Source organism: Pandoraea terrigena, from assembly GCF_902459705.1.
Classification (GTDB): Bacteria; Pseudomonadota; Gammaproteobacteria; order Burkholderiales; family Burkholderiaceae; genus Pandoraea; species Pandoraea terrigena.
The window spans coordinates 1-22,544 of record NZ_CABPRU010000020.1 but is presented as its reverse complement, the minus strand read 5'-3'; the positions used below and the strand labels follow the sequence as shown (position 1 = coordinate 22,544).

At 61.5% G+C, this 22,544-nt stretch carries 16 protein-coding genes and 4 tRNA genes; 1 reads left to right on the top strand and 19 read right to left on the bottom strand.

Annotation, left to right across the window (positions count from 1 at the left end; translation table 11 throughout):
* Positions 1–7 precede the first annotated feature (7 nt).
* The 4 genes from PTE31013_RS24245 to hpaH form a co-directional block, all read right to left on the bottom strand.
* Positions 8–871, bottom strand: a complete 864-nt coding sequence (locus tag PTE31013_RS24245; protein WP_150615169.1) for a DODA-type extradiol aromatic ring-opening family dioxygenase — start codon at positions 869–871, stop codon at positions 8–10.
* 39 nt (positions 872–910) lie between these two features.
* Positions 911–2,386 carry an aldehyde dehydrogenase family protein gene (locus PTE31013_RS24240; RefSeq protein WP_150615168.1) on the bottom strand — a complete coding sequence of 492 codons (1,476 nt, stop codon included), beginning with the start codon at positions 2,384–2,386 and terminating at the stop codon, positions 911–913.
* A 63-nt stretch (positions 2,387–2,449) separates the two neighbouring features.
* Positions 2,450–3,235 carry a 4-hydroxy-2-oxoheptanedioate aldolase gene (hpaI, locus tag PTE31013_RS24235; RefSeq protein ID WP_150615167.1) on the bottom strand — a complete coding sequence of 262 codons (786 nt, stop codon included), beginning with the start codon at positions 3,233–3,235 and terminating at the stop codon, positions 2,450–2,452.
* Between the two features lie 78 nt (positions 3,236–3,313).
* Complete coding sequence (hpaH, locus tag PTE31013_RS24230; protein ID WP_150615181.1) at positions 3,314–4,117, bottom strand: 2-oxo-hept-4-ene-1,7-dioate hydratase; 804 nt, start codon at positions 4,115–4,117, stop codon at positions 3,314–3,316.
* Positions 4,118–4,442: 325 nt separating this feature from the next.
* Between hpaH and PTE31013_RS24225 the strand changes: the two genes are divergently transcribed.
* Positions 4,443–6,611: a TonB-dependent receptor family protein gene (locus tag PTE31013_RS24225; protein WP_150615166.1), complete on the top strand. Its 2,169-nt coding sequence runs from the start codon at positions 4,443–4,445 to the stop codon at positions 6,609–6,611.
* 111 nt (positions 6,612–6,722) lie between these two features.
* Here the strand turns inward: PTE31013_RS24225 and rpoC are convergent, their stop codons facing one another.
* From rpoC to PTE31013_RS24150, 15 genes are all read right to left on the bottom strand, one after another.
* Positions 6,723–10,934, bottom strand: coding sequence for a DNA-directed RNA polymerase subunit beta' (rpoC, locus tag PTE31013_RS24220; RefSeq protein WP_150615165.1), 4,212 nt, complete (start codon positions 10,932–10,934; stop codon positions 6,723–6,725).
* Positions 10,935–10,960: 26 nt separating this feature from the next.
* The gene (gene rpoB, locus PTE31013_RS24215; RefSeq protein WP_150615164.1) at positions 10,961–15,067 is read right to left on the bottom strand and encodes a DNA-directed RNA polymerase subunit beta; all 4,107 of its coding nucleotides are present in this window, start codon (positions 15,065–15,067) and stop codon (positions 10,961–10,963) included.
* 495 nt (positions 15,068–15,562) lie between these two features.
* Complete coding sequence (gene rplL, locus PTE31013_RS24210) at positions 15,563–15,937, bottom strand: 50S ribosomal protein L7/L12 (RefSeq protein WP_150552112.1); 375 nt, start codon at positions 15,935–15,937, stop codon at positions 15,563–15,565.
* Positions 15,938–15,997: 60 nt separating this feature from the next.
* Entirely contained in the window at positions 15,998–16,495 is a 498-nt protein-coding gene (gene rplJ / locus PTE31013_RS24205; RefSeq protein WP_010804162.1) for a 50S ribosomal protein L10, read from the bottom strand.
* A gap of 335 nt (positions 16,496–16,830) precedes the next feature.
* Positions 16,831–17,526 (bottom strand): 50S ribosomal protein L1, encoded by a 696-nt coding sequence (gene rplA / locus PTE31013_RS24200; protein ID WP_150615163.1) that lies wholly within the window; start codon positions 17,524–17,526, stop codon positions 16,831–16,833.
* Positions 17,526–17,957 (bottom strand): 50S ribosomal protein L11, encoded by a 432-nt coding sequence (rplK, locus tag PTE31013_RS24195; protein ID WP_010804164.1) that lies wholly within the window; start codon positions 17,955–17,957, stop codon positions 17,526–17,528. The genes rplA and rplK overlap by 1 nt, the downstream gene beginning before the upstream one ends.
* Before the next feature lie 142 nt (positions 17,958–18,099).
* Positions 18,100–18,657 (bottom strand): transcription termination/antitermination protein NusG, encoded by a 558-nt coding sequence (gene nusG / locus PTE31013_RS24190; RefSeq protein ID WP_150590283.1) that lies wholly within the window; start codon positions 18,655–18,657, stop codon positions 18,100–18,102.
* A gap of 1 nt (position 18,658) precedes the next feature.
* Entirely contained in the window at positions 18,659–19,039 is a 381-nt protein-coding gene (gene secE / locus PTE31013_RS24185) for a preprotein translocase subunit SecE (RefSeq protein ID WP_150615162.1), read from the bottom strand.
* Between the two features lie 22 nt (positions 19,040–19,061).
* Positions 19,062–19,137 (bottom strand) — tRNA-Trp (locus PTE31013_RS24180).
* Between the two features lie 64 nt (positions 19,138–19,201).
* Positions 19,202–20,392 carry an elongation factor Tu gene (gene tuf, locus PTE31013_RS24175; RefSeq protein ID WP_150615161.1) on the bottom strand — a complete coding sequence of 397 codons (1,191 nt, stop codon included), beginning with the start codon at positions 20,390–20,392 and terminating at the stop codon, positions 19,202–19,204.
* A gap of 72 nt (positions 20,393–20,464) precedes the next feature.
* Positions 20,465–20,539, bottom strand: a tRNA-Thr gene (locus tag PTE31013_RS24170).
* A gap of 34 nt (positions 20,540–20,573) precedes the next feature.
* Positions 20,574–20,647: transfer RNA gene (locus PTE31013_RS24165), tRNA-Gly, on the bottom strand.
* 73 nt (positions 20,648–20,720) lie between these two features.
* Positions 20,721–20,806 (bottom strand) — tRNA-Tyr (locus PTE31013_RS24160).
* Positions 20,807–20,966: 160 nt separating this feature from the next.
* Positions 20,967–22,106, bottom strand: coding sequence for a glycosyltransferase family 25 protein (locus tag PTE31013_RS24155; protein WP_174978709.1), 1,140 nt, complete (start codon positions 22,104–22,106; stop codon positions 20,967–20,969).
* A complete protein-coding gene (locus PTE31013_RS24150; protein WP_150615159.1) occupies positions 22,075–22,299 on the bottom strand; it encodes a hypothetical protein in 225 nt (74 codons plus the stop codon). The genes PTE31013_RS24155 and PTE31013_RS24150 overlap by 32 nt, the downstream gene beginning before the upstream one ends.
* Between the last annotated feature and the right edge of the window lie 245 nt (positions 22,300–22,544).

Below are 22,544 nucleotides of genomic sequence, written 5' to 3'. Positions count from 1 at the left end.
CGCCCCGTCAGATCGTATCGAACCAGATATGCACGTTGCCGGTGCCGCGCGCGTTCTCATAGTCGGACAGCACCGTGCCCGGATGGCGGCTTGCCGCACCGCCCAGCGCCCCGACCATCTGCAGATAGTGTGCGCCGTGCGCTTCCCACGGACGCTTGCGATAGTCGTCGTCCCAGTTCGCCAGAATCCGGTCGTGACGCCCTTCCCGAAACGCCTCGATGGCACGCTTGTCGCTTTCGATGTTCTCGGGGAGCGACACATTACTCTCGTGAAAGATGCGCGGATGGTTGGGCTTCCAGTCGATACCGTTGAACCGGTGACTCAACGCGCCGGACGCCAGCATCACCACGCGCAGAGGACTACGACGAATCGCCTCGCCGATCACCTCGCCCGATTGCAGGAAGTGCGAGGGCTCGCAGTTCTGACACGAACTGATGGTCACGATCGGCCACGCGTCGAGCCGCATCTGCTTGATGACGTTGATCGTCGGGTAATGGCGCGGCAGGTCGGGATGCAACACGGCGCGGGCGCGCACGCCGCGCTCGCGCGCCACGGCGTCAACACTCAGCGCCAGTTCCGGATGACCACGATAGTCGTACGGCACGCCATGCAGATACCACGGCATTTCATCGGAGACGTACATCCCCGAATAGTGCGTCCCGCCGTCGATCAGGTGGTAACCGGTGGTGAACCAGTGCGAGTCGAAAATCACAATGACGTCCGGACGCGCCGCCACGATGCGCTCACGCACCCGTGCGTAACCGGGGATCAAGTCCGAATCGGCGCCCGCGCCCTGCATCACGCGGAATTCTTCACATTGCATCAGGCCGGGGTGATGCGACACCAACGCCGCGCCGACGATCTGTCCCATAGCGCTCTCCTCTTCTCTCGTTGTGATGCCGCTTGCGCATCAGCGGTGGCTGAAGCTGGCCTTGAACGGCTGTTTTGGCACGACGACATCCTTCACGTCGCAAAAGAATTCGAAGCTCCAGTCGCCGCCTTCTCGTCCGATGCCGGAACGCTTGATGCCGCCGAACGGCGCCGCCAGATCGCGAATGCCGAAACTGTTGATCCAGAGAAAGCCCGTACGAACGCGCTGCGCCAAGGCGATGGCATGCGCCTCGTCGCCATAGCAGACGCCCCCGAGTCCGTAGTCCGTGCCGTTGGCCATGTCGACAACCTCGTCGTCGCTGGCGAACGTTTGCAGCGTGAGCACCGGGCCGAAGACTTCCTGCTGCACGATCTCGTCGTGCTGGCACAGGTCGGTGAGCAGCGTCGGCGCGAAGTACTGTGTGCCGAACGGATGCCGCGTGCCGCCCCACAACACGCGCGCGCCCCCGGCCACGGCCCGGTCAACAAAGCCCTGCACGCGCTCGAGTTGCCGCAAGTGGATGATCGGACCGATCTCGGTCGCCCCGTCGCGCGGATCTCCCACGACCAGACGCTCGACCTGCGCGCGCAGCTTGTCGGTGAACGCACGCGCCACGTCCGCATGCACGAGCAGGCGCGTGCCCGCCAGACACACCTGCCCGGCGTTGCGATACATCAACGCGGCGGTCGCGGCGGCCGCGTCGAGTTCAGCGTCCGCCAGCACAATGAAGGCCGACTTTCCACCCAGTTCCAGACTGCAAGGCACAAGATTGGCCGCCGCCGTCGTGGCGATCCACTTGGCGGTCGCGACCGAGCCGGTGAACGAGATGCGCGCCAGCCGAGCGTCGTTCACCAGCGCCGCCCCGGTCAGGCTCCCCTGGCCTTGCAGCAGTTGAAACACACCCGGCGGCAGCCCCGCCTCGTGGGCACAGTCCGCAAGCAATGAGGACGTGAGCGGCGCCCACTCCGGCGCCTTGAGCACCACCGTGTTGCCCGACGCCAAGGCCGGGCCGATCTTCCATGTCGCGAGCATCAGCGGCGCATTCCATGGCGTGATCACCGCGACGACGCCCGCCGGATCGTGACGCACGAGATGGCGCGCCTGGGGCGTCTCGATCACGCGGTCCTGCAACGTCATTGCATGCTCGGCGAACCAGGTGATGTTTTGCATGGCGCGCGGGACCACGCCATGCGCCATGCGCGAGCGCAGCACCCCGGCATCGACGCTCTCCAACGTGGCAAACGCATCGGCACGATGCCCGATCGCGTCGGCGAATCGCTGGAGATACGGCAACCGTCCCGCTGCACCGAGCGCCGCCCATGCGGGGAATGCCTGTGCCGCCGATGTCACCGCGGCATCGACGTGCGCGGCGTTACCGCTGGCGATCTCGCCCAGACCGGTCTGGTCGATAGGCGACACGCACGTGAATGTGTCGTCGGACGTCACACGGCGGCCATCGATATAGTGATCCGGCGAAACGGATACGCCGGCGACCTCAAAACGGGTAGCACTCATGCCATGTCTCGTGGGGAATGTTGGGGAACGGTTGGGGAACGCGCCCGAGGTCTTGTGAACCGTTCAGGGCCTTTCGTCGTCGGCGGAGACGAATTTGGCTGCGAGCGCACGGCTCGCGTTCGCGAGCAGGGTGGTGTCAATGCCCACCGCCATGAAGGTCACGCCAAGATCGAGGTAGTGACGGGCGAGCGTCTCGTCGGCACACAGGATCCCTGCCGCCTTGCCCGCGCGACGGATTCGTGCAATGCCGTGCTCGATGGCCTGACGCACGTCCGGATGCGTCGCGTGTCCGAGATGCCCCATCGATGCTGCGAGATCTGCCGGGCCGATGAACACGCCGTCGACGCCATCGACGGCGGCAATGTCGTCGACTTGCGCGAGCGCGTCGGCCGTCTCCACCTGCACGAGCAGGCAGGTCGTCGCGTTCGCCGCGTGCAGATAATCGTCGTAGCGGTTCCACCGCGAAGACCGCGCCAATCCGCTGCCGACGCCGCGCGTGCCTTGCGGTGGATAGTGCGTGGCGCTGACGAGCGCGCGCGCCATCTCGGCGGACTCGACCATCGGCACGAGCAGCGTCGTCGCACCGATTTCCAGCACCTGCTTGATGAGCGCGGCGTCACCGTGCGGCAATCGCACGACGGGGTGCGTCGGGTACGACGCTACCGCCTGCAACGTCGCCAGCATCGTGCGCAGATCGTTCGGCGCGTGCTCGCCGTCGATCACCAGCCAGTCAAAGCCGCTGCCCGCGCACAACTCGGCGGCGTACGGCGCGGCGAGTCCCAACCACAGGCCAATCTGGCGCTCGCCTCGGGCCAGCGCCTGCTTGAAGGCATTCGGGGGTGTTTTCATGACATCGACTCCGGTCAGTTGTGGATACGTGAGGGGCAATCGGCGGCAAACGGCGGCAAACGGGTGGCAATCGCCCCATCAGATGAAGCGCACGCCGATCGCGCCGAGCGGGCCGTAGTCGGCGTGAAACACGTCGCCCGCCGCACAGGCCACCGGTCGCGTGAACGACCCGGCCAACACGATCTCGCCTGCTTGAAGTCCTTCGTCAAAGGCGCCCAGCTTGTTGGCCAGCCACACAATGCCATTGCCGGGATGGTTGAGCACCGCTGCACTCAGGCCCGACTCTTCGATCATGCCATTTCGATAGAGCAGCGCGCCCGTCCAGCGCAAATCGACGGCGTCCGGCTTCACCGGACGTCCGCCGAGAATCACCGCCGCATTTGCCGCGTTGTCCGCAATCGTGTCGACGACCTTGCGCGGGGCTTTCGTCTCGCGGTCGAACAGCTCGATGCGACCATCGATCAATTCGAGCGCGGGGGTCACCCACCCGGTGGCGTCGAGCACGTCGAACAAGGTCACCCCGGGCCCCTTGAGCGGTTTGGCCAGAATGAACGCCAACTCCACTTCGAGTCGCGGCACGATGAACCGCGAGGCGTCGAGCGTCGCGCCATCGGCCACGAGCATGTCGTCGAGCAGCGTGCCGTGATCGGGTTCCGTGATCTGGGCGGCGACTTGCATGGCACGCGACGTCAATCCGATCTTGTGACCGATCACGCGACGGCCTTCGGCGAACTTCAGCGCAAGCCACGCCTGCGCAATGGCGTAGCTGTCGGCCACCGTCATCTCGGGATAGCGGCGGGAGAACTGCCTGACCGGCGTGCGACGGCGTTCAGCATCGTGCAGCTCACAAGCAAGGGCCTGACAGGTCGCGGCGTCGAGCATCGGCATTGGGTTGTCTCCACGGCACCGCCCATTGCGGATGGGGTGCCTTTGTCGGTCATGAGTTTCTATTCTTGCGGACGCCGCCCCCATCGACAATCAATCGATTTTGGGTCATTGATAAGCAAAACTGGATAATCACACCCCGACAAATCCCTCCGGATCAGCGCGAAATCCTCAATACAAATTGGAAATGAGAGTGATTTGTATTTATAATTCGCATCACTTTATTTCAGTCCATTACGCGATCCGAACCGAACGTTGGTGCCCGTCCTTCCGGCCAGCGCCCGGGTTCGCCACACGCTCGCCCTCCATAAGGCCCGCCAAGATGAAGATGTCCCTTCGCCGCCATGCACACGCGGCAACCGACGCCACCCGCTGTCCCCACGTTCGCCGCTGTGCGTCTCGTCCTCGTCTGCCGCGCACCACGGCGAGCGCCGCCGCGCTGCTCGTGGCAACGCTGGGCACCGCGTACGCGCAGCAGGCCACCTCGACCGCGCAATCTGGGGCCGAGGTTGAACTCGACGCGGTCAACGTCTCCGGCGACTGGCTCGGGACCGGTCTCGACAGCAGCGCGAAGACCTTCCCCGGCGCACGTACGGTCGTCAAGAAGGCACAGATCGAGGCGTCCGGTGCGACGAGCGTCGGCGATGTCATGCGTCGCATTCCCGGCGTGCAGGCGAGCGACAACTCAGGCACCGCGGGCAGCGCCATCTCGCTGAACATTGGCGTGCGCGGTCTCACTGGCCGTTATACGCCGCGTTCGACGGTGTTGCTCGACGGCATTCCGATGGCCGTTGCGCCTTACGGTCAACCGCAATTGTCGTTTGCGCCGGTCAGCCTTTTCAACATCGACAGCATCGACGTGGTGCGCAGCGGCGGAGCCGTGCGCTATGGGCCGCAGAACGTCGGCGGGGTGATCAACTTCAAGACGCGCGCCATTCCGAGCACGCCAGGCCTCACCGCCGACGCCACCGTGCGTGAGAACCTCTACACCACCGGGGGTGGCGCCAACACTCAATACGGCGTGTTCCTTGGCACACAGATGGATAACGGCCTGGGCCTCGCACTGCTGTATTCGGGCATGGTCGGCCGCGACTGGCGCAAGGGCAGCGACGAGCGCGTGAACGACCTCGCACTGAAATGGCGCTATGACATCTCGTCGAGTCAGCAGGTGTACGGCAAAGTCTCGTATTACGACGTGAAGTCGAAGACGCCCGGCGGCCTGAGCGTCGCGCAATTCAATGCCGATCCGTTCCAGAACACACGGCCGAACGACTACTGGAGCGGCAACCGCACCGGCCTCGATGCCGGCTACCTGAACACGATCTCCGAGACGCAGGAATTCGAGATCCGCACGTTCTACAACGAAAGCTATCGCCAGAGCACGCTGATCAATGCCGCTGGCACGCAGACGACGCACCAGCCTCGCAACTACGAGACGTTCGGCATCGAGCCGCGCTTCACGCAACGCCTGTTCGTTGGCCCGACCGCGCACGACGTGACCGTTGGCTATCGCTATGTGCACGAGCGCGGCGACGACAACAACTGGACCACGACGCTGGCGACCGGGCGCAACTCGGCCACCAAGACGTTCTACAACTACACCAGCGCGAACGCGTTTTACCTCGACGACCGCATGGCATGGGGCAATTGGCGACTCACGCCGGGCGTGCGTTACGAGTTCATCCATTCGCAGCGCGTCGACAAGTCGTCGGGCGGCACCTTCCGCTCGGACAACAACAAACCGCTGCCATCGGTGAATCTGTCGTACCTGGTGAACAGCGCGTGGACGGTCTTTGCGGACTACAGCACGTCGTTCGGCCCGGTACAGAACACGCAGTTGAATTCGATGTCGGCCTCGAACCCGCTGGAGCCGGAACTGGCGCGCACCTATGAGATCGGCACACGCTGGACGGACTCACGCTGGAAAGCCGAGCTGACGGCGTTCAGGATGAAGTTCGACAACCAGATCCTGCAAGTGCCCGGCTCGACCCCGGCCGTCTTCCAGAACATCGGCGCGACGAACCACGATGGCATCGAAACCGCGGTCGACTACACCTTCGATCGCGACAGCGTGCTGCGCGGCCTGAACGTGTACGCGAACTTCACGTTCACGCGTGCAATCCAGAAGTCGGGCGCCACCGCCGGTCTCGACGTGCCGTTCTACTCGCGCATCACCGACACGCTCGGCGCGCGCTACGACATTGGCCAGTGGACGTTCAATGTCTCAACGACGCACCAAAGCGCACAGTACTCGGATCTGGCGAACACTGAAGCGGAATCGGCCGACGGCAGCATTGGCAAGGTGCCGGGCTTCCGTCTGTGGAACCTGCAGGCGATGTACAAGATCCCCGGGTACAAGAACGCCGACGTTACCGTGGGCTTGAACAACATCTTCGACAAGCGCTTCTATACGCGCAACGTCGACGGCAATGCCGGCCGCATGGTCGGCGCGCCGCGCATGGTCTACGTGCAGGGCCACTTCGGGTTCTGAGCACCGCAGGGTCGGCAGGTAAAAAAAAACGGCACCCGCAAGGGTGCCGTTTTCGTTACGACGTCCGTATCCGGTTGGCAGCGCCCGCTTTCGCCAGCGCCGCCCGCCAGATTACTCTGCCGTGGGTTCTTCCACCGAGTTCGGCATCGGAGCAAACGCCTCTTCCAGCGCAATCTGGTCGTGACGCTCGCGATCCGACGTCTCGCGGGCCTTGCGGGCCTTGTGATACGCCAGACCCGTACCTGCCGGGATCAGACGGCCGACGATGACGTTTTCCTTCAGGCCACGCAGGTCGTCCTTCTTGCCCATGATCGCGGCTTCGGTCAACACGCGCGTCGTTTCCTGGAACGATGCCGCCGAGATGAACGAATCCGTCGACAGCGACGCCTTCGTAATCCCCAACAGCACGTTCTCGTACTGCGCCGGACGCTTGTCCGCGGCGTTCATGGCGTCGTTCTCGTAGAGCATGTCCGAGCGCTCGACCTGTTCGCCGATGATGAAGCGCGTATCGCCGTTGTCGGTGATCTGCACACGACGCAGCATCTGGCGAACGATCACCTCGATGTGCTTGTCGTTGATCTTCACACCCTGCAAGCGATACACGTCCTGCACTTCGTCCACGATGTAACGCGCCAACGCTTCGATACCCTGCAGACGCAGGATGTCGTGCGGGTCGGCCGGGCCGTCCACGATCATTTCGCCCTTGTTCACCACCTGGCCGTCGTGCACCAGCACCTGCTTTTCCTTCGGAATCAGGAACTCGTGCTGGTTGCCGTCGAGATCGGTAATGACCAGACGCTGCTTGCCCTTCGTGTCCTTGCCGAACGACGTGGTACCGGTGACTTCGGCCAGAATGCCGGCGTCCTTCGGTGCGCGCGCTTCGAACAGCTCGGCCACACGCGGCAGACCCCCGGTAATATCGCGAGTCTTCTGCGCTTCGGTCGGGATACGGGCGAGCACTTCGCCCACCGGCACTTGCTGACCGTCCTTGATGGTGATCAGTGCGCCCACCTGGAAACCGATCGTCACAGCGTGATCGGTACCCGGGATCTTCACTTCCACACCATGTTCGTCGAGCAGCTTGACCTGCGGACGCACGTTCTTCGACGCCGGACCGCGACGCTTCGGATCGATCACGACCAGCGTGGACAGACCCGTCACATCGTCGATCTGCTTGGCCACCGTCACACCTTCCTCGACGTTCTCGAACCTGGCGTAACCGCCGTGTTCGGTAATGATCGGGCGCGTCAGCGGATCCCACGTCCCCAGTTGGGCACCGGCCTTGACCTGTGCGCCGTCCAGATGCAGCAGCGTGGCGCCATACGGCACCTTGTGACGCTCGCGCTCACGACCATGATCGTCCGTGATCAGGATTTCGCCCGAACGCGAGATGGCGATCTGTTCGCCGCGACCGTTGGTCACGTAACGCATGGTTGCCGAGAAGCGAACCGTGCCGTTCGACTTGGCTTCGATCGACGAAGCCACGGCCGCACGCGACGCCGCACCACCGATGTGGAACGTACGCATCGTGAGCTGCGTGCCCGGTTCACCGATCGACTGTGCGGCGATCACACCGACCGCTTCGCCGACGTTCACACGCGAGCCGCGGCCCAGGTCACGGCCGTAACAGGAAGCGCACAGACCGAAGCGCGTATCGCAGGTCAGCGGCGTGCGCACGCGCACTTCGTCGACGCCCAGCGCCTCGATCATCTCGACAGCATCTTCGTCGAGCAGCGTGCCGGCCTCGTACACCGTCTCTTGCGTCTCCGGATTCACGACGTCGGCCACGGCCACACGACCCAGGATACGGTCGCGCAGGGCTTCCACCACTTCACCGCCCTCGACCAGCGCCTTCATCGCCACGCCGTTGCTCGTGCCGCAATCGTCTTCGACCACGACCAGATCCTGCGTCACGTCGACCAGACGACGCGTCAGGTAGCCCGAGTTTGCCGTCTTCAGTGCCGTGTCGGCCAGACCCTTACGTGCACCGTGGGTCGAGATGAAGTACTGCAACACGTTCAGGCCTTCGCGGAAGTTCGCGGTAATCGGCGTCTCGATGATCGAGCCGTCCGGCTTGGCCATCAGGCCACGCATACCGGCGAGCTGGCGAATCTGGGCGCTCGAACCGCGAGCACCGGAGTCGGCCATCATGTAAATCGAGTTGAACGACTCCTGGTCCACCGTTTTGCCGTCGCGATCGGTCGTCTTCTCTTTCGAGAGCTGCTCCATCATCGCCTTGCCCACGGCGTCGCCGGTTGCACCCCAGATGTCCACGACGTTGTTGTAACGCTCTTGCGCCGTGACCAGACCCGACATGTACTGACGGTCGTATTCCTTGACCTTCTTCGACGCTTCGCCGATCAGCTCTTCCTTCTTCGTCGGCACGAGCATGTCGTCGACGCAGATCGAGATACCGGCACGCGTTGCCAGGCGGAAGCCCGACTGCATCAGCTTGTCGACGAAAATCACCGTCTCGCGCAGACCGCAGCGGCGGAACGCCGTGTTGATCAGCTTCGAGATTTCCTTCTTCTTGAGCGACTTGTTCAGCACCGAGAACGGCAGGCCCGGCGGCAGGATTTCCGACAGGATCGCGCGGCCGACCGTGGTCGGGTACAGCGTGATCTTCGGCGTCTTCTCGCCTGTTTCCGGATCGACCGTGTACTCCGTGATACGCACGTTCACCCGCGAAGCCAGTTCGACTTCCTTGTTGTCGTACGCACGCAGCACTTCCGACACGTCGATGAACGACAAGCCTTCGCCGCGGCCGTTGATCTTGTCGCGCGTCGCGTAGTACAGACCCAGCACGATATCCTGCGACGGCACGATCGACGGATCGCCGTTGGCCGGGAACAAGACGTTGTTCGAGGCCAGCATCAGGGTACGCGCTTCCATCTGCGCTTCGAGCGACAGCGGCACGTGAACGGCCATCTGGTCACCGTCGAAGTCGGCGTTGAACGCCGCGCAAACCAGCGGGTGAAGCTGGATGGCCTTGCCTTCGATCAGCACCGGCTCGAACGCCTGGATCCCCAGGCGGTGCAGCGTCGGTGCGCGGTTCAGCATGATCGGGTGTTCGCGGATCACATCTTCGAGGATGTCCCACACCACCGCCGTCTGGTTCTCGACTTCCTTCTTCGCGGCCTTGATGGTCGTGGCCACGCCCAACACTTCCAGCTTGTGGAAGATGAACGGCTTGAAGAGTTCGAGTGCCATCAGCTTCGGCAGACCGCACTGATGCAGCTTGAGCGTCGGGCCCACGGTAATCACCGAACGGCCCGAGTAGTCCACACGCTTACCCAGCAGGTTCTGACGGAAACGACCGCTCTTGCCCTTGATCATGTCGGCCAGCGACTTGAGCGGGCGCTTGTTCGCGCCGGTCATCGCCTTACCGCGACGACCGTTGTCGAGCAGCGAGTCCACGGATTCCTGCAGCATGCGCTTCTCGTTGCGCACGATGATATCCGGGGCCTTCAGCTCGAGCAGACGCTTCAGACGGTTGTTACGGTTGATGACGCGGCGATACAGATCGTTCAGGTCCGAGGTCGCGAAGCGGCCACCGTCGAGCGGCACCAGCGGGCGCAGCTCGGGCGGCAGCACCGGCAGCACTTCGAGCACCATCCACTCGGGCTTGATGCCCGAACGCTGGAAAGCCTCGAGCACCTTCAGGCGCTTGGCGTACTTCTTGATCTTCGCTTCCGAGCCCGTGGCTTGCAGCTCGGCGCGCAGATGCTCGACCTGCTGGTCGATGTCGATCGAGCGCAGCAGCTCGCGCACGCCTTCCGCGCCCATCTCGGCACGGAACTCGTCGCCGTATTCCTCGACCTTGTTGTAGTAATCCTCCTCGGTCATGATCTGGCACCGCTTGAGCGGCGTCATGCCCGGTTCGAGGACCACATACGCTTCGAAGTACAGCACGCGTTCGATGTCGCGCAGCGTCATGTCGAGCACCATGCCCAGACGCGACGGCAGCGACTTCAGGAACCAGATGTGCGCGACCGGCGAGGCCAGCTCGATGTGGCCCATGCGCTCGCGGCGCACCTTCGCCAGCGTGACTTCCACGCCGCACTTCTCGCAGATCACGCCGCGGTGCTTCAGGCGCTTGTACTTGCCGCAAAGGCATTCGTAATCCTTGATCGGACCGAAGATCTTTGCGCAGAACAGGCCGTCACGCTCGGGCTTGAACGTCCGGTAGTTGATCGTCTCCGGCTTCTTGACTTCACCGAACGACCACGAACGGATCTTGTCCGGCGAAGCCAGACCGATCTTGATCGCGTCGAACTGTTCGTCCTGCTGGACTTGCTTGAATAGATCGAGCAAAGCTTTCATTGCTTTCTCCTGTTGCCTGAACGCGATTAACCGCGCTCCAGGTCGATATCGATACCGAGCGAACGGATTTCCTTGACCAGCACGTTGAACGATTCCGGCATGCCGGCATCGATCACGTGATCGCCCTTGACGAGGTTCTCGTACACCTTCGTACGACCCGCCACGTCATCCGACTTCACGGTCAGCATTTCCTGCAGCACATACGATGCGCCGTACGCTTCCAGTGCCCACACTTCCATTTCACCGAAGCGCTGACCACCGAACTGAGCCTTACCGCCCAACGGCTGTTGCGTCACCAGCGAGTACGGACCGGTCGAGCGCGCGTGCATCTTGTCGTCGACCAAGTGGTGCAGCTTGAGCATGTGCATGAAGCCGCACGTGACCGGACGCTCGAACGCTTCACCGGTACGGCCATCGAACAGCGTGACCTGGTTCTTCGACGGGGTCATGCCGAGGTCCTTCGCGATGTGATCCGGGAACGCCAGATCCAGCATGCGATGGATTTCCTCTTCATGCGCACCATCGAACACCGGCGTTGCGAACGGCACGCCGTTCTGCAGGTTGCGCGCCAGCGACATGATTTCGTCGTCCGACAGGCTGTCGATATCTTCTTGCTGGCCGCTCTCGTTGTAGATCTTCGTCAGGAACTTGCGAACTTCCTGGACCTTGGTGTGCGCCTGCAGCATTTCGCCGATACGCCAGCCCAGGCCCTTCGCTGCCCAGCCGAGGTGCGATTCGAGAATCTGACCCACGTTCATCCGCGACGGCACGCCGAGCGGGTTGAGCACGATGTCCGCCGGACGGCCATCGGCCATGTACGGCATATCCTCGATCGGCACGATCTTCGAGACCACGCCCTTGTTACCGTGACGGCCGGCCATCTTGTCGCCAGGCTGCAGACGACGCTTGACCGCCAGGTAGACCTTGACCATCTTCAGCACGCCCGGCGGCAGTTCGTCGCCTTGCGTGAGCTTCTTGCGCTTCTCTTCGAAGGCGAGATCGAACTGGTGACGCTTCTGCTCGATCGATTCCTTGATCTGTTCGAGCTGTTGCGCACCTTCGTCTTCGGCCAGGCGAATGTCGAACCAGTGATAGCGTTCCAGATCCGCCAGGTATTCCTTCGTAAGCTTGGTGCCCTTGGCGAGCTTCTTCGGACCGCCATTGGCCGTCTTGCCGACCAGGAAGCGCTCCAGACGCTGGAAGGCATCGCCTTCCACGATACGCAGCTGGTCGTTCAGGTCCAGGCGGTAGCCCTTGAGTTCATCGTCGATGATCTGCTGGGCACGCTTGTCGCGCTGAATGCCTTCCCGCGTGAACACCTGCACGTCGATGACGGTGCCGCTCATGCCCGACGGCACGCGCAGCGAGGTGTCCTTCACGTCCGATGCCTTCTCGCCGAAAATCGCGCGCAGCAGCTTTTCTTCCGGCGTGAGCTGGGTTTCGCCCTTCGGCGTGACCTTGCCCACCAGCACGTCGCCGGCTTCGACTTCCGCGCCGATGTACACGATGCCCGACTCGTCCAGACGACCCAGTTGCACTTCGGCCAGGTTCGAGATATCGCGCGTGATTTCCTCAGGTCCGAGCTTGGTGTCGCGAGCGACCACGTTCAGCTCTTCGATGTGGATCGACGTGTAACGGTCTTCCGCGACGACACGCTCCGAGATCAGGATCGAATCCTCGAAGTTGTAGCCGTTCCACGGCATGAACGCGATCAGCATGTTCTGACCCAGCGCCAGCTCACCCAGATCGGTCGACGCGCCGTCGGCAATCACATCGCCGCGCGCCACCTTGTCGCCCACTTCCACGATCGGGCGCTGGTTGATGTTGGTGTTCTGGTTCGAACGCGTGTACTTGATCAGGTTGTAGATGTCCACGCCGACTTCACCGGCCACGGCTTCGTCATCGTTCACGCGAATCACCACGCGGCCTGCGTCGACATAGTCGACCACGCCACCACGGAACGCCTGCACGGTCGTGCCCGAGTCAACGGCCACCGTACGCTCGATACCCGTACCGACCACCGCCTTTTCCGGACGCAGGCAAGGCACGGCCTGGCGCTGCATGTTCGAACCCATCAACGCGCGGTTCGCGTCATCGTGTTCGAGGAACGGAATCAGCGACGCAGCGACGGAGACGATCTGCGACGGCGCCACGTCCATGTACTGGATGCGGTCCGGCGTGACCATCAGCGTTTCGCCAGCTTCACGCGACGAGACCAGTTCATCGGTCAGTTCGCCGTTTTCGCCGATCGACGCGTTCGCCTGGGCGATCACATAACGACCTTCTTCAATGGCCGACAGGTAGTCGATCTGGTCGGTGACCTTGCCGTCTTCCACCTTGCGATACGGCGTCTCGAGGAAACCGTATTCGTTCAGGCGAGCGTACAGCGCCAGCGAGTTGATCAGACCAATGTTCGGACCTTCCGGCGTTTCAATCGGGCACACACGACCGTAGTGAGTCGGGTGCACGTCGCGAACTTCAAAGCCTGCACGTTCGCGCGTCAGACCGCCCGGGCCCAGTGCGGACACGCGACGCTTGTGCGTGATTTCCGACAGCGGGTTGGTCTGGTCCATGAACTGCGAGAGCTGCGACGAACCGAAGAACTCGCGAATGGCCGACGAGATCGGCTTGCTGTTGATCAGGTCGTGCGGCATCAGGTTTTCGGACTCGGCCTGACCCAGACGTTCCTTCACGGCGCGCTCGACACGCACCAGACCGGCGCGGAACTGGTTCTCGGCCAGTTCGCCCACGCAACGCACACGACGGTTGCCCAAGTGGTCGATGTCGTCGACTTCGCCGCGCCCGTTACGCAGATCCACGAGGATCTTGATGGTCGAGAGAATGTCGTCGTCTTCCAGCGTCATCGGTCCGAGCACTTCGTCACGGCCAACACGGCGGTTGAACTTCATACGACCCACCTTCGACAGGTCGTAGGCTTCTTCGCTGTAGAACAGACGGTTGAACAGGGCCTCGACCGCATCTTCGGTCGGCGGCTCGCCCGGGCGCATCATGCGGTAGATCGCGATGCGCGCGGCGGTACGGTCCGCGGTCTCGTCGATGCGCAGCGTGGCCGAGATGTACGAACCCTGGTCCAGATCGTTCGTGAACAGCGTCTGGATGTCCGACACGTCCGACTCGCGCAGCTTGACCAGCACGCTTTCGGTGATTTCTTCGTTGGCGTTGGCGATCACTTCGCCGGTATCGCCATCGATCACGTTCTTCGCGAGCACACGGCCGAGCAGGTAGTCTTCCGGCACCGAGATGAACTTGGTGTTGGCGTTCTCCAGGTCGCGGATGTGCTTGGCGTTGACGCGCTTGTCCTTCTGGACGATGACCTTGCCTTCGCGATCCGTGATGTCGAAGCGCGCCACTTCACCGCGCAGGCGCTCGGGCACGAACTCCATCTGTGCGCCTTCCGGCATCAGCTTGAAGTTGTCGAACACGAAGAAGTTCGCGAGGATCTGTTCCGGCGTCAGGCCGATGGCCTTGAGCAGGATCGTGACCGGCATCTTGCGACGGCGGTCGACGCGGAAGTACAGGATGTCCTTCGGATCGAATTCGAAGTCCAGCCACGAGCCGCGGTAAGGGATGATCCGGGCCGAGAACAGCAGTTTGCCCGAGCTGTGCGTCTTGCCTTTGTCGTGTTCGAAGAACACGCCCGGCGAGCGGTGCAGCTGCGAGACGATGACACGCTCCGTGCCATTGATGACGAAGGAACCCGTCGACGTCATGAGCGGAATTTCGCCCATGTAGACTTCCTGTTCCTTGACTTCCTTGACCACGGGCTTGTTCGGCGATTCACGATCGAGAATCACCAGACGAACCTTGGCGCGCAGGGCCGAGCAAAAAGTCAGGCCGCGCTGTTGACATTCCTTGACATCGAACGCGGGCGTGCCAAGCAGATAGCTGACAAACTCCAGGCGTGCGAACCCGTTGTGAGAAACGATCGGGAAAATGGAGGAGAAGGCTGCTTGCAGACCCTCCGGCTTCCGCTCCGATGCAAGCGCATCGGCTTGCAAGAATGATGTGTACGAGGCGAGCTGGGTGGCCAGCAAAAACGGCACCTTGTGCACGGTCGGACGCTTCGCAAAACTCTTGCGAATGCGTTTCTTCTCGGTGAAGGAATAGTGCATTACGATCTCCGAATCACTACGCTGACGACGACGGCAGGCATCGTCAACGGGTGTTCATCGACTGAGACCAGACGTCCCCCACGGCGGGCTTGCCGCGGAGCAACGAGCTTGGTGGTTGGCCGCTACCAACCGCTGGCTGACGGCGACGGATGCCTGTGTTGCCCGTCGCCCGACCAAACTTGCCTTCTGCAGTCGCTTCAGAAGACAAAGAGAAAACCGTCACGGGTCGAATCCCGGCGCGATTTTTTCTTTGGCCTCTTCGGTACTTCCTGGGTCCTGCCTGGTTGCTGCGTCTCGCTGATCCCCTCGATGACGCGACGCCCGAAACTGCGCCAATCACGAATACGCCGGCGAAATCATTTTGCTTTCAACCACTTGGCGCCATGTCGCGCCGGCTTTCGAATTCCGCACCCCGCTTGCGGGATTTGGCTCTCCAGAAAGCACAAAAAGGCTGACGACGTTTCGTCGCCAGCCTTCCCTACGCGCAGAGCCGAATTACTTGATTTCGACCTTGGCGCCGGCTTCTTCCAGCTTCTTCTTGGCTTCGTCAGCAGCAGCCTTGTCGACGCCTTCCTTGACAGCCTTCGGCGCGCCATCAACCACGTCCTTGGCTTCCTTCAAGCCCAGGCCGGTGATTTCGCGGACGGCCTTGATCACGCCGACCTTGTTCGCGCCGACTTCCGCCAGGATGACGTTGAATTCGGTTTGCTCTTCCACTGCAGCAGCAGCGCCAGCACCTGCCGGGCCAGCCACCGACAGGGCAGCAGCCGACACGCCGAACTTCTCTTCGAACGCCTTGACCAGGTCGTTCAGTTCCATAACCGACATTGCGCCAACGGCGTCGATGATGTCTTCTTTCGTGATTGCCATTTGTAAAACTCCTAGATTGTGTTCGGACCGAAGTCAGCGATCGTGTAACCGGGACGAGAGTTAAGCAGCTTCCGCTTGCTTCTTCTCGGCCACGGCAGCCAGGACGCGAGCAAAGCCGGAAACCGGCGCTTGCATGACACCCAGCAACTTCGCGAGCAGTTCGTCGCGGCTCGGGATCGAGGCCAGCGCTTGCACGCCTGCCTTGTCCATCACCTTGCCGTCGTACGAGCCGGCCTTCAAGATCAACTTGTCGTTGCCCTTCGAAAAGTCGTTCAAGACTTTCGCAGCGGCTACGGGATCCGTCGAGATACCGTAGATCAGAGGACCGGTCATCTGCTCAGCCAGGTCAGCAAACGGGGTGTTTTCCACCGCGCGGCGAGCCAGCGTGTTCTTCAGAACACGCAGGTACACGCCTTGCTGACGCGCATTGGCGCGAAGCTTCGTCAGATCGCCAACCGTGATTCCGCGATATTCAGCCACAACGATGGTCGAAGCGCCGGCGACTTGCGCCGAAACTTCTGCCACGACGGCTTTCTTATCATCAAGATTAAGTGCCACGGTTAACCTCCAAAATTAACATCACCTCATGGTGATGCCGTTCCACTAACGGCTTACCGACATGTCTGGAGTTTCAACCGCCGCGCCCGGTTGCCCGCGTGCGACGGTGTGACTGCATAACTTGTTCGGGTTCGCCATCTGCGTTGGCTGGCGTATTAAGGGAGCGTCAATGCATGCCCATTCCCGCCAACGGTCTTTGATAACCGGAAGCGATTTCCGAAGAATCCGCTTCCGCCCAAAGTCTTTTGCTACTGGCTGTCGATCTCGAGGATCGCAGCCGTCACAGGGGACGCCATCACCCTGCGATTGCGATACTGTCCTGCTTGGTCGCCGACTTAGGCAGCCAGGCTGGCCTGGTCCACGCGCACGCCAACGCCCATCGTGCTCGACAGGGCGATCTTGCGCAGGTAGACACCCTTGCTCGAAGCCGGCTTCGACTTCGTCAGGGCTTCCAGCAGGGCCGACAGGTTCTGACGCAGCGCTGCCGGGTCGAACGATGCACGGCCAATGGTCGCGTGGATGATACCGGCCTTGTCGACACGGAACTGCACCTGACCTGCCTTGGCGTTCTTCACTGCCGTAGCGACGTCCGGGGTCACCGTGCCAACCTTCGGGTTCGGCATCAGGCCGCGCGGGCCGAGGATCTGACCCAGCGTACCGACGACACGCATCGTGTCCGGCGAAGCGATCACGATATCGAAGTCCATCTTGCCGGCCTTGATTTGCTCAGCCAGGTCTTCCATACCGACGATTTCGGCGCCGGCAGCCTTGGCTTGCTCGGCCTTTTCGCCCTGGGCGAACACGGCCACGCGAACCGACTTACCGGTACCGGCCGGCAGGACGACCGAACCGCGAACCACTTGGTCCGACTTCTTCGCATCCACGCCGAGTTGCACGGCGACGTCGATCGACTCGTCGAACTTGGCGCTTGCGCATTCCTTGACCAGAGCCAGAGCGTCGCCGACCGGGTACAGCTTGTTGCGGTCGACCTTGGCGGCCAGTGCTTGTTGACGCTTCGAGATCTTAGCCATTACAGACCCTCCACCGTGATGCCCATCGAACGTGCGCTGCCAGCGATGGTGCGAACCGCGGCGTCCAGATCGGAGGCGGTAAGGTCAGGCATCTTGGTCTTCGCGATTTCTTCCGCTTGTGCGCGGGTGATCTTGCCCACCTTGTCGGTGTGCGGCTTGCTCGAACCCTTTTGCAGGTTGGCAGCCTTCTTGATCAGCACCGTTGCCGGCGGGGTCTTCAGGACGAACGTGAAGCTCTTGTCCGCAAAGGCGGTGATCACCACCGGGATCGGCAGACCCGGCTCGAGGCTCTGCGTTTGCGCGTTGAACGCCTTGCAGAACTCCATGATGTTCAGGCCGCGTTGACCCAGGGCCGGGCCCACGGGGGGCGACGGATTGGCTTTACCTGCAGGAATCTGCAGCTTGATAAAGCCGATGATTTTCTTTGCCATGGTTTACTCCGGAACGAATATGTGGCGCATATTCGGGGTTGAGTCATAGCGCGCGTTCACCAAAACGGGCTACTGACGCTCCTCGGCGACGGCTGTCACCAACGCAAAAACGCGCCGGACGTCGCGCCGGCGCATTTTATTCTTAGATCTTTTCGACTTGTCCGAACTCCAGTTCTACCGGAGTTGCCCGTCCGAAAATGGTGACGGAAACACGGAGGCGAGATTTTTCGTAGTTCACTTCTTCCACCGAGCCATTGAAGTCCGTAAAAGGACCATCCTTGACTCGAACCAGCTCGCCCACCTCGAACAACGTCTTGGGACGCGGTTTTTCAACCCCGTCCTTGATTTGCGACATGATCTTGTCGACCTCGGCCTGTCGAATCGGAATCGGGCGGTTACCCGTGCCGCCGACGAAGCCGGTGACCTTGGCGGTGTTCTTCACCAAGTGCCACGTGTCGTCCGTCATTTCCATCTCGCACAGCACATAGCCGGGAAAGAAACGACGCTCGGTGACCGACTTGTGGCCACCTTTGATTTCAACCACTTCTTCGGTCGGGACAAGAATCTCGCCGAAATAGTCTTCCATGCCGGCACGCACAATGCGCTCGCGCAGCGCTTTGGCTACGCTCTTTTCCATGCCGGAATACGCATGAACGACGTACCAGCGCTTCTTACTCGGTGCAGCCCCGGTATCAGACATATCACTTCCAGCCAAGAATCAAAGAGAACACCGCCCATTCAATCGTCTTGTCGCTGATCCAGAGATACAGCGCCATCACGATGACGAACGCGAAGACGATCGCAGTCGTTTGAGCGGCCTCTTTACGGGTCGGCCAAACGACCTTACCCACTTCCCGATACGCATCCTTGGCAAAAGCCAGGAAGCCTTTGCCGGTTTGCGATGCCAATGCAACACCTGCTGCGATGGCCAGAACGACGACGATGGCCGCAACGCGCACATAGAGTGCCTGTTGCGCCAACGCGTAGAACGCCACGACACCAGCAATCACGAGCAACCCGGCCAGGGCCAGCAGCAGCTTGTCGCCAGTCGTACGTACAGTTTCTACGGGAGAATTCGCCATTTCCAGCTTGCAGACAGTTGTTTGGCAGGGGCAGAGGGAATCGAACCCCCAACCTTCGGTTTTGGAGACCGACGCTCTGCCAGTTGAGCTATACCCCTAAAACAGCAGTGGGGCCAGCCGCCAAAAGCTGACCCCGTAAGCGCGGACCGTTACGGTACCGGCTTACGCCAAGATCTTTGCAACCACGCCAGCGCCGACGGTACGGCCACCTTCGCGAATTGCGAAACGCAGACCTTCGGTCATGGCGATCGGGGCAATCAGCTTGACGCCAATCGACACGTTATCGCCCGGCATGACCATTTCCTTGTCGGCCGGCAGAGTGATCGAGCCCGTCACGTCCGTCGTACGGAAGTAGAACTGCGGACGATAGTTGTTGAAGAACGGGGTGTGACGACCACCTTCATCCTTCGACAGCACGTACACTTCGCCCGTGAATTCCGTGTGCGGCGTGATCGAACCCGGCTTGGCCAGAACCTGACCACGCTGGACATCTTCACGCTTCGTACCGCGCAGCAAGATACCGACGTTGTCGCCTGCCTGACCTTGGTCGAGCAGCTTGCGGAACATTTCGACGCCCGTGCAAATCGTCTTGACCGTCGGCGTGATGCCAACGATTTCGATTTCTTCGCCGACCTTGATGACGCCCGATTCAACACGACCCGTCACCACGGTACCGCGACCCGAGATCGAGAACACGTCTTCCACCGGCATCAGGAACGGCTTGTCGATGGCACGCTCCGGCGTCGGGATGTACGTGTCGAGCGCGTCAGCCAGCTTCATGATGGCTTCTTCGCCGAGTTCGCCCTTGTTACCTTCCAGCGCCAGCTTGGCCGAACCCTTGATGATCGGCAGGTCGTCGCCCGGGAACTCGTACTTCGACAGGAGTTCGCGAACTTCCATTTCGACCAGCTCGAGCAGCTCGGCGTCGTCGACCATGTCGCACTTGTTCAGGAACACGATGATGTACGGCACGCCAACCTGGCGGGCCAGCAGGATGTGCTCACGCGTTTGCGGCATCGGGCCGTCAGCGGCCGAGCAAACCAGGATAGCGCCGTCCATCTGGGCAGCACCGGTAATCATGTTCTTGACGTAGTCGGCGTGGCCCGGGCAGTCAACGTGTGCGTAGTGGCGGTTAGCCGTTTCGTACTCGATGTGCGCGGTATTGATGGTAATGCCGCGTGCCTTTTCTTCCGGTGCCGCGTCAATGTCGGCGTAGTTCTTGGCTTCGCCGCCGAACTTCGACGACAGAACCGTTGCGATAGCGGCCGTCAGGGTGGTCTTGCCATGGTCAACGTGACCGATGGTGCCAACGTTCACGTGCGGCTTGGTCCGCGCGAATTTTTCCTTTGCCATTTCCGACTCCTAACGGGGTTATCTTTTGCCGAAGTTGCTCGGCATGATGATTGCCGCGCTTCACACTATCTTTGGTGCCCATGGGCAGGATCGAACTGCCGACCTCTCCCTTACCAAGGGAGTGCTCTACCACTGAGCCACATGGGCGAATCCTTTGCTTCTACTGCGTCTGCGCGTCACCTGGAGCGGGTGAAGGGAATCGAACCCTCGTCATAAGCTTGGAAGGCTTCTGCTCTACCATTGAGCTACACCCGCTTGGATTCCGACCCTCGCCTCAGGCAACAAGCGCCGGAAATTTTGGTTTCCGGCGCTCATTACTTCCGCATTCTGGTGGAGGAGGTTGGATTCGAACCAACGTAGGCGTAAGCCAACAGATTTACAGTCTGCCCCCTTTAGCCACTCGGGCACCCCTCCGCAGAGAATTTGCAATTATGGAGATGTGCTGCCGCCTTGTCAACACCTTCCATGCATTAAATACGCAGTTTTTGTGCCTGACGCTCTGCGGATTTCCACTATATGCGGCAAACCATTGATTTGCTTGGATATGCGGAATCAGACGAGATCAAACCCAATGTCAACCGCGGACTGGGGTAAGCCAACGCCGACGCCAGGCGTCGACGTGGCGGCTCAGGCTGTCCCGCCCTCGATGGAACTCCCGTTTGAGTTTTTGCCAAGCGTTGCGCCTGACCTTGTGACGTCCCGGGATGGTGGTGCCGAGGTCATCCCCCCGATCGAGCACGATATCCGGCGATATCGAGATCATGCTGATGCCATGCTCCCAATTCCGGTTGATCATGTCGTCGACGGGGTGGATGATGCGTCTGGCGTAGGCCAGAAGCACGAGCGCTGCCCCGCGACGGATGAGGTAGGCATGTGCACCGCCAGGCTGCTTTCGGTGGTCGTTCAGAACCTCGCCACCCGGCAACCGGCCGACTTGCCACTGCCCAGCAGCGCCCCCCTCCTTCAAGCGCATGATGCCCCACGGAACGGCCACGCCCAATGTCGATGCGAGGCACCGCGAGAAATCGGGGGTCAATTCGACATCGTCTTCCAGGATGCACCAGATGTCGTCGTTGGAATTTGCCAGTGCCTCCCAGATCCGGTAATGGCTTTCGTAGCAGCCAACCTCTCCGAGCGTCAGGTGATTGCCATATATCCGCAGGCGCTCGGAAGCGTCATATGTCGGCGGATACTCGCGAATGCGTTCGGCATCAAAGAATTGGAACCGGACGTCGGCGGCGGCTAACTGCTTGATCATGTGCGCGCGACGGACATCGCTGTCCACGAGAGAAATGACGACAACGGGGGGGAGCTTGGGCGCCGAAACAGGATTTTGGGTCATCGCTATACGCTCGTGCCGTGACGGAGCAACGCCCGCACCGCGAACTGAAAAGCGGCACGATAGCGAATGAAACACCCAGTTGTTATGCTTTTCGCGATATTTCGAGTGTTCTCCCACGACATTCGCCGCTGGACATTCGTACCCGAAGTACCCCCCCGCCTGAAGGCGCTGCGCGATGCAGAATTGAACGACACAGCGCTCCTGGGCCAGATCCCCTCGCATTGCGACCTTCGCCCGGGTGACCCGCCCATGCTTAACCTCGGCGAACCGGCGCTTTCCGAGCCAGTCGGAGCGGGGACCTCGACACGGGGCACGGCTTGAGCCTGACCGCATCCCCCGATCAATCTCCGTGCTCGAGGAGAGTGACAGCATGGCCGAACACCATTTCATAGATGCTCAATCTCGGCGAGTCGGCGCTCCCGGAAGCGGCGCCCGCCATCTGAAACGGGATCGCGGGAATGCGTTGCCATGTGTCTTGAATATGCGGATGCGATGCCGCCCACAAAAAAAGCGCTGTCCTTCGGGGCTGCGCTTTTTCTGGCGAGCGGCATACGTTGAAGCTCATGCGCGTTCCGCGCAGTCACTACCTTGGCATCGGCAATGACATCCACCAGGTCAAACGATGGAGATGAGCGTCGGTGCCCCGGCACGGACGCCGACAAGGACAAGGCGGCACTGTCAGGCGACGCCACCCACGCGTGCCCGGCATTATCGGCAGGGGTTATCGGCGAGGGAAAAGCAAAAACCCCTTGCTACGCGTTGTAGCAAGGGGTTTTTAGGGGGAGCCTGACGATTACCTACTTTCACACG

Excerpts from the sequence above, each read along its gene's own strand:
- PTE31013_RS24245 (WP_150615169.1), bottom strand. The coding sequence starts at position 871 with ATGGGACAGATCGTCGGCGCGGCGTTGGTGTCGCATCACCCCGGCCTG.
- PTE31013_RS24240 (WP_150615168.1), bottom strand. The coding sequence starts at position 2,386 with ATGAGTGCTACCCGTTTTGAGGTCGCCGGCGTATCCGTTTCGCCGGAT.
- hpaI (WP_150615167.1), bottom strand. The coding sequence starts at position 3,235 with ATGAAAACACCCCCGAATGCCTTCAAGCAGGCGCTGGCCCGAGGCGAG.
- hpaH (WP_150615181.1), bottom strand. The coding sequence starts at position 4,117 with ATGCTCGACGCCGCGACCTGTCAGGCCCTTGCTTGTGAGCTGCACGAT.
- PTE31013_RS24225 (WP_150615166.1), top strand. The coding sequence starts at position 4,443 with ATGAAGATGTCCCTTCGCCGCCATGCACACGCGGCAACCGACGCCACC.
- rpoC (WP_150615165.1), bottom strand. The coding sequence starts at position 10,934 with ATGAAAGCTTTGCTCGATCTATTCAAGCAAGTCCAGCAGGACGAACAG.
- rpoB (WP_150615164.1), bottom strand. The coding sequence starts at position 15,067 with ATGCACTATTCCTTCACCGAGAAGAAACGCATTCGCAAGAGTTTTGCG.
- rplL (WP_150552112.1), bottom strand. The coding sequence starts at position 15,937 with ATGGCAATCACGAAAGAAGACATCATCGACGCCGTTGGCGCAATGTCG.
- rplA (WP_150615163.1), bottom strand. The coding sequence starts at position 17,526 with ATGGCTAAGATCTCGAAGCGTCAACAAGCACTGGCCGCCAAGGTCGAC.
- rplK (WP_010804164.1), bottom strand. The coding sequence starts at position 17,957 with ATGGCAAAGAAAATCATCGGCTTTATCAAGCTGCAGATTCCTGCAGGT.
- nusG (WP_150590283.1), bottom strand. The coding sequence starts at position 18,657 with ATGTCTGATACCGGGGCTGCACCGAGTAAGAAGCGCTGGTACGTCGTT.
- secE (WP_150615162.1), bottom strand. The coding sequence starts at position 19,039 with ATGGCGAATTCTCCCGTAGAAACTGTACGTACGACTGGCGACAAGCTG.
- tuf (WP_150615161.1), bottom strand. The coding sequence starts at position 20,392 with ATGGCAAAGGAAAAATTCGCGCGGACCAAGCCGCACGTGAACGTTGGC.
- PTE31013_RS24155 (WP_174978709.1), bottom strand. The coding sequence starts at position 22,106 with ATGCTGTCACTCTCCTCGAGCACGGAGATTGATCGGGGGATGCGGTCA.
- PTE31013_RS24150 (WP_150615159.1), bottom strand. The coding sequence starts at position 22,299 with ATGAGCTTCAACGTATGCCGCTCGCCAGAAAAAGCGCAGCCCCGAAGG.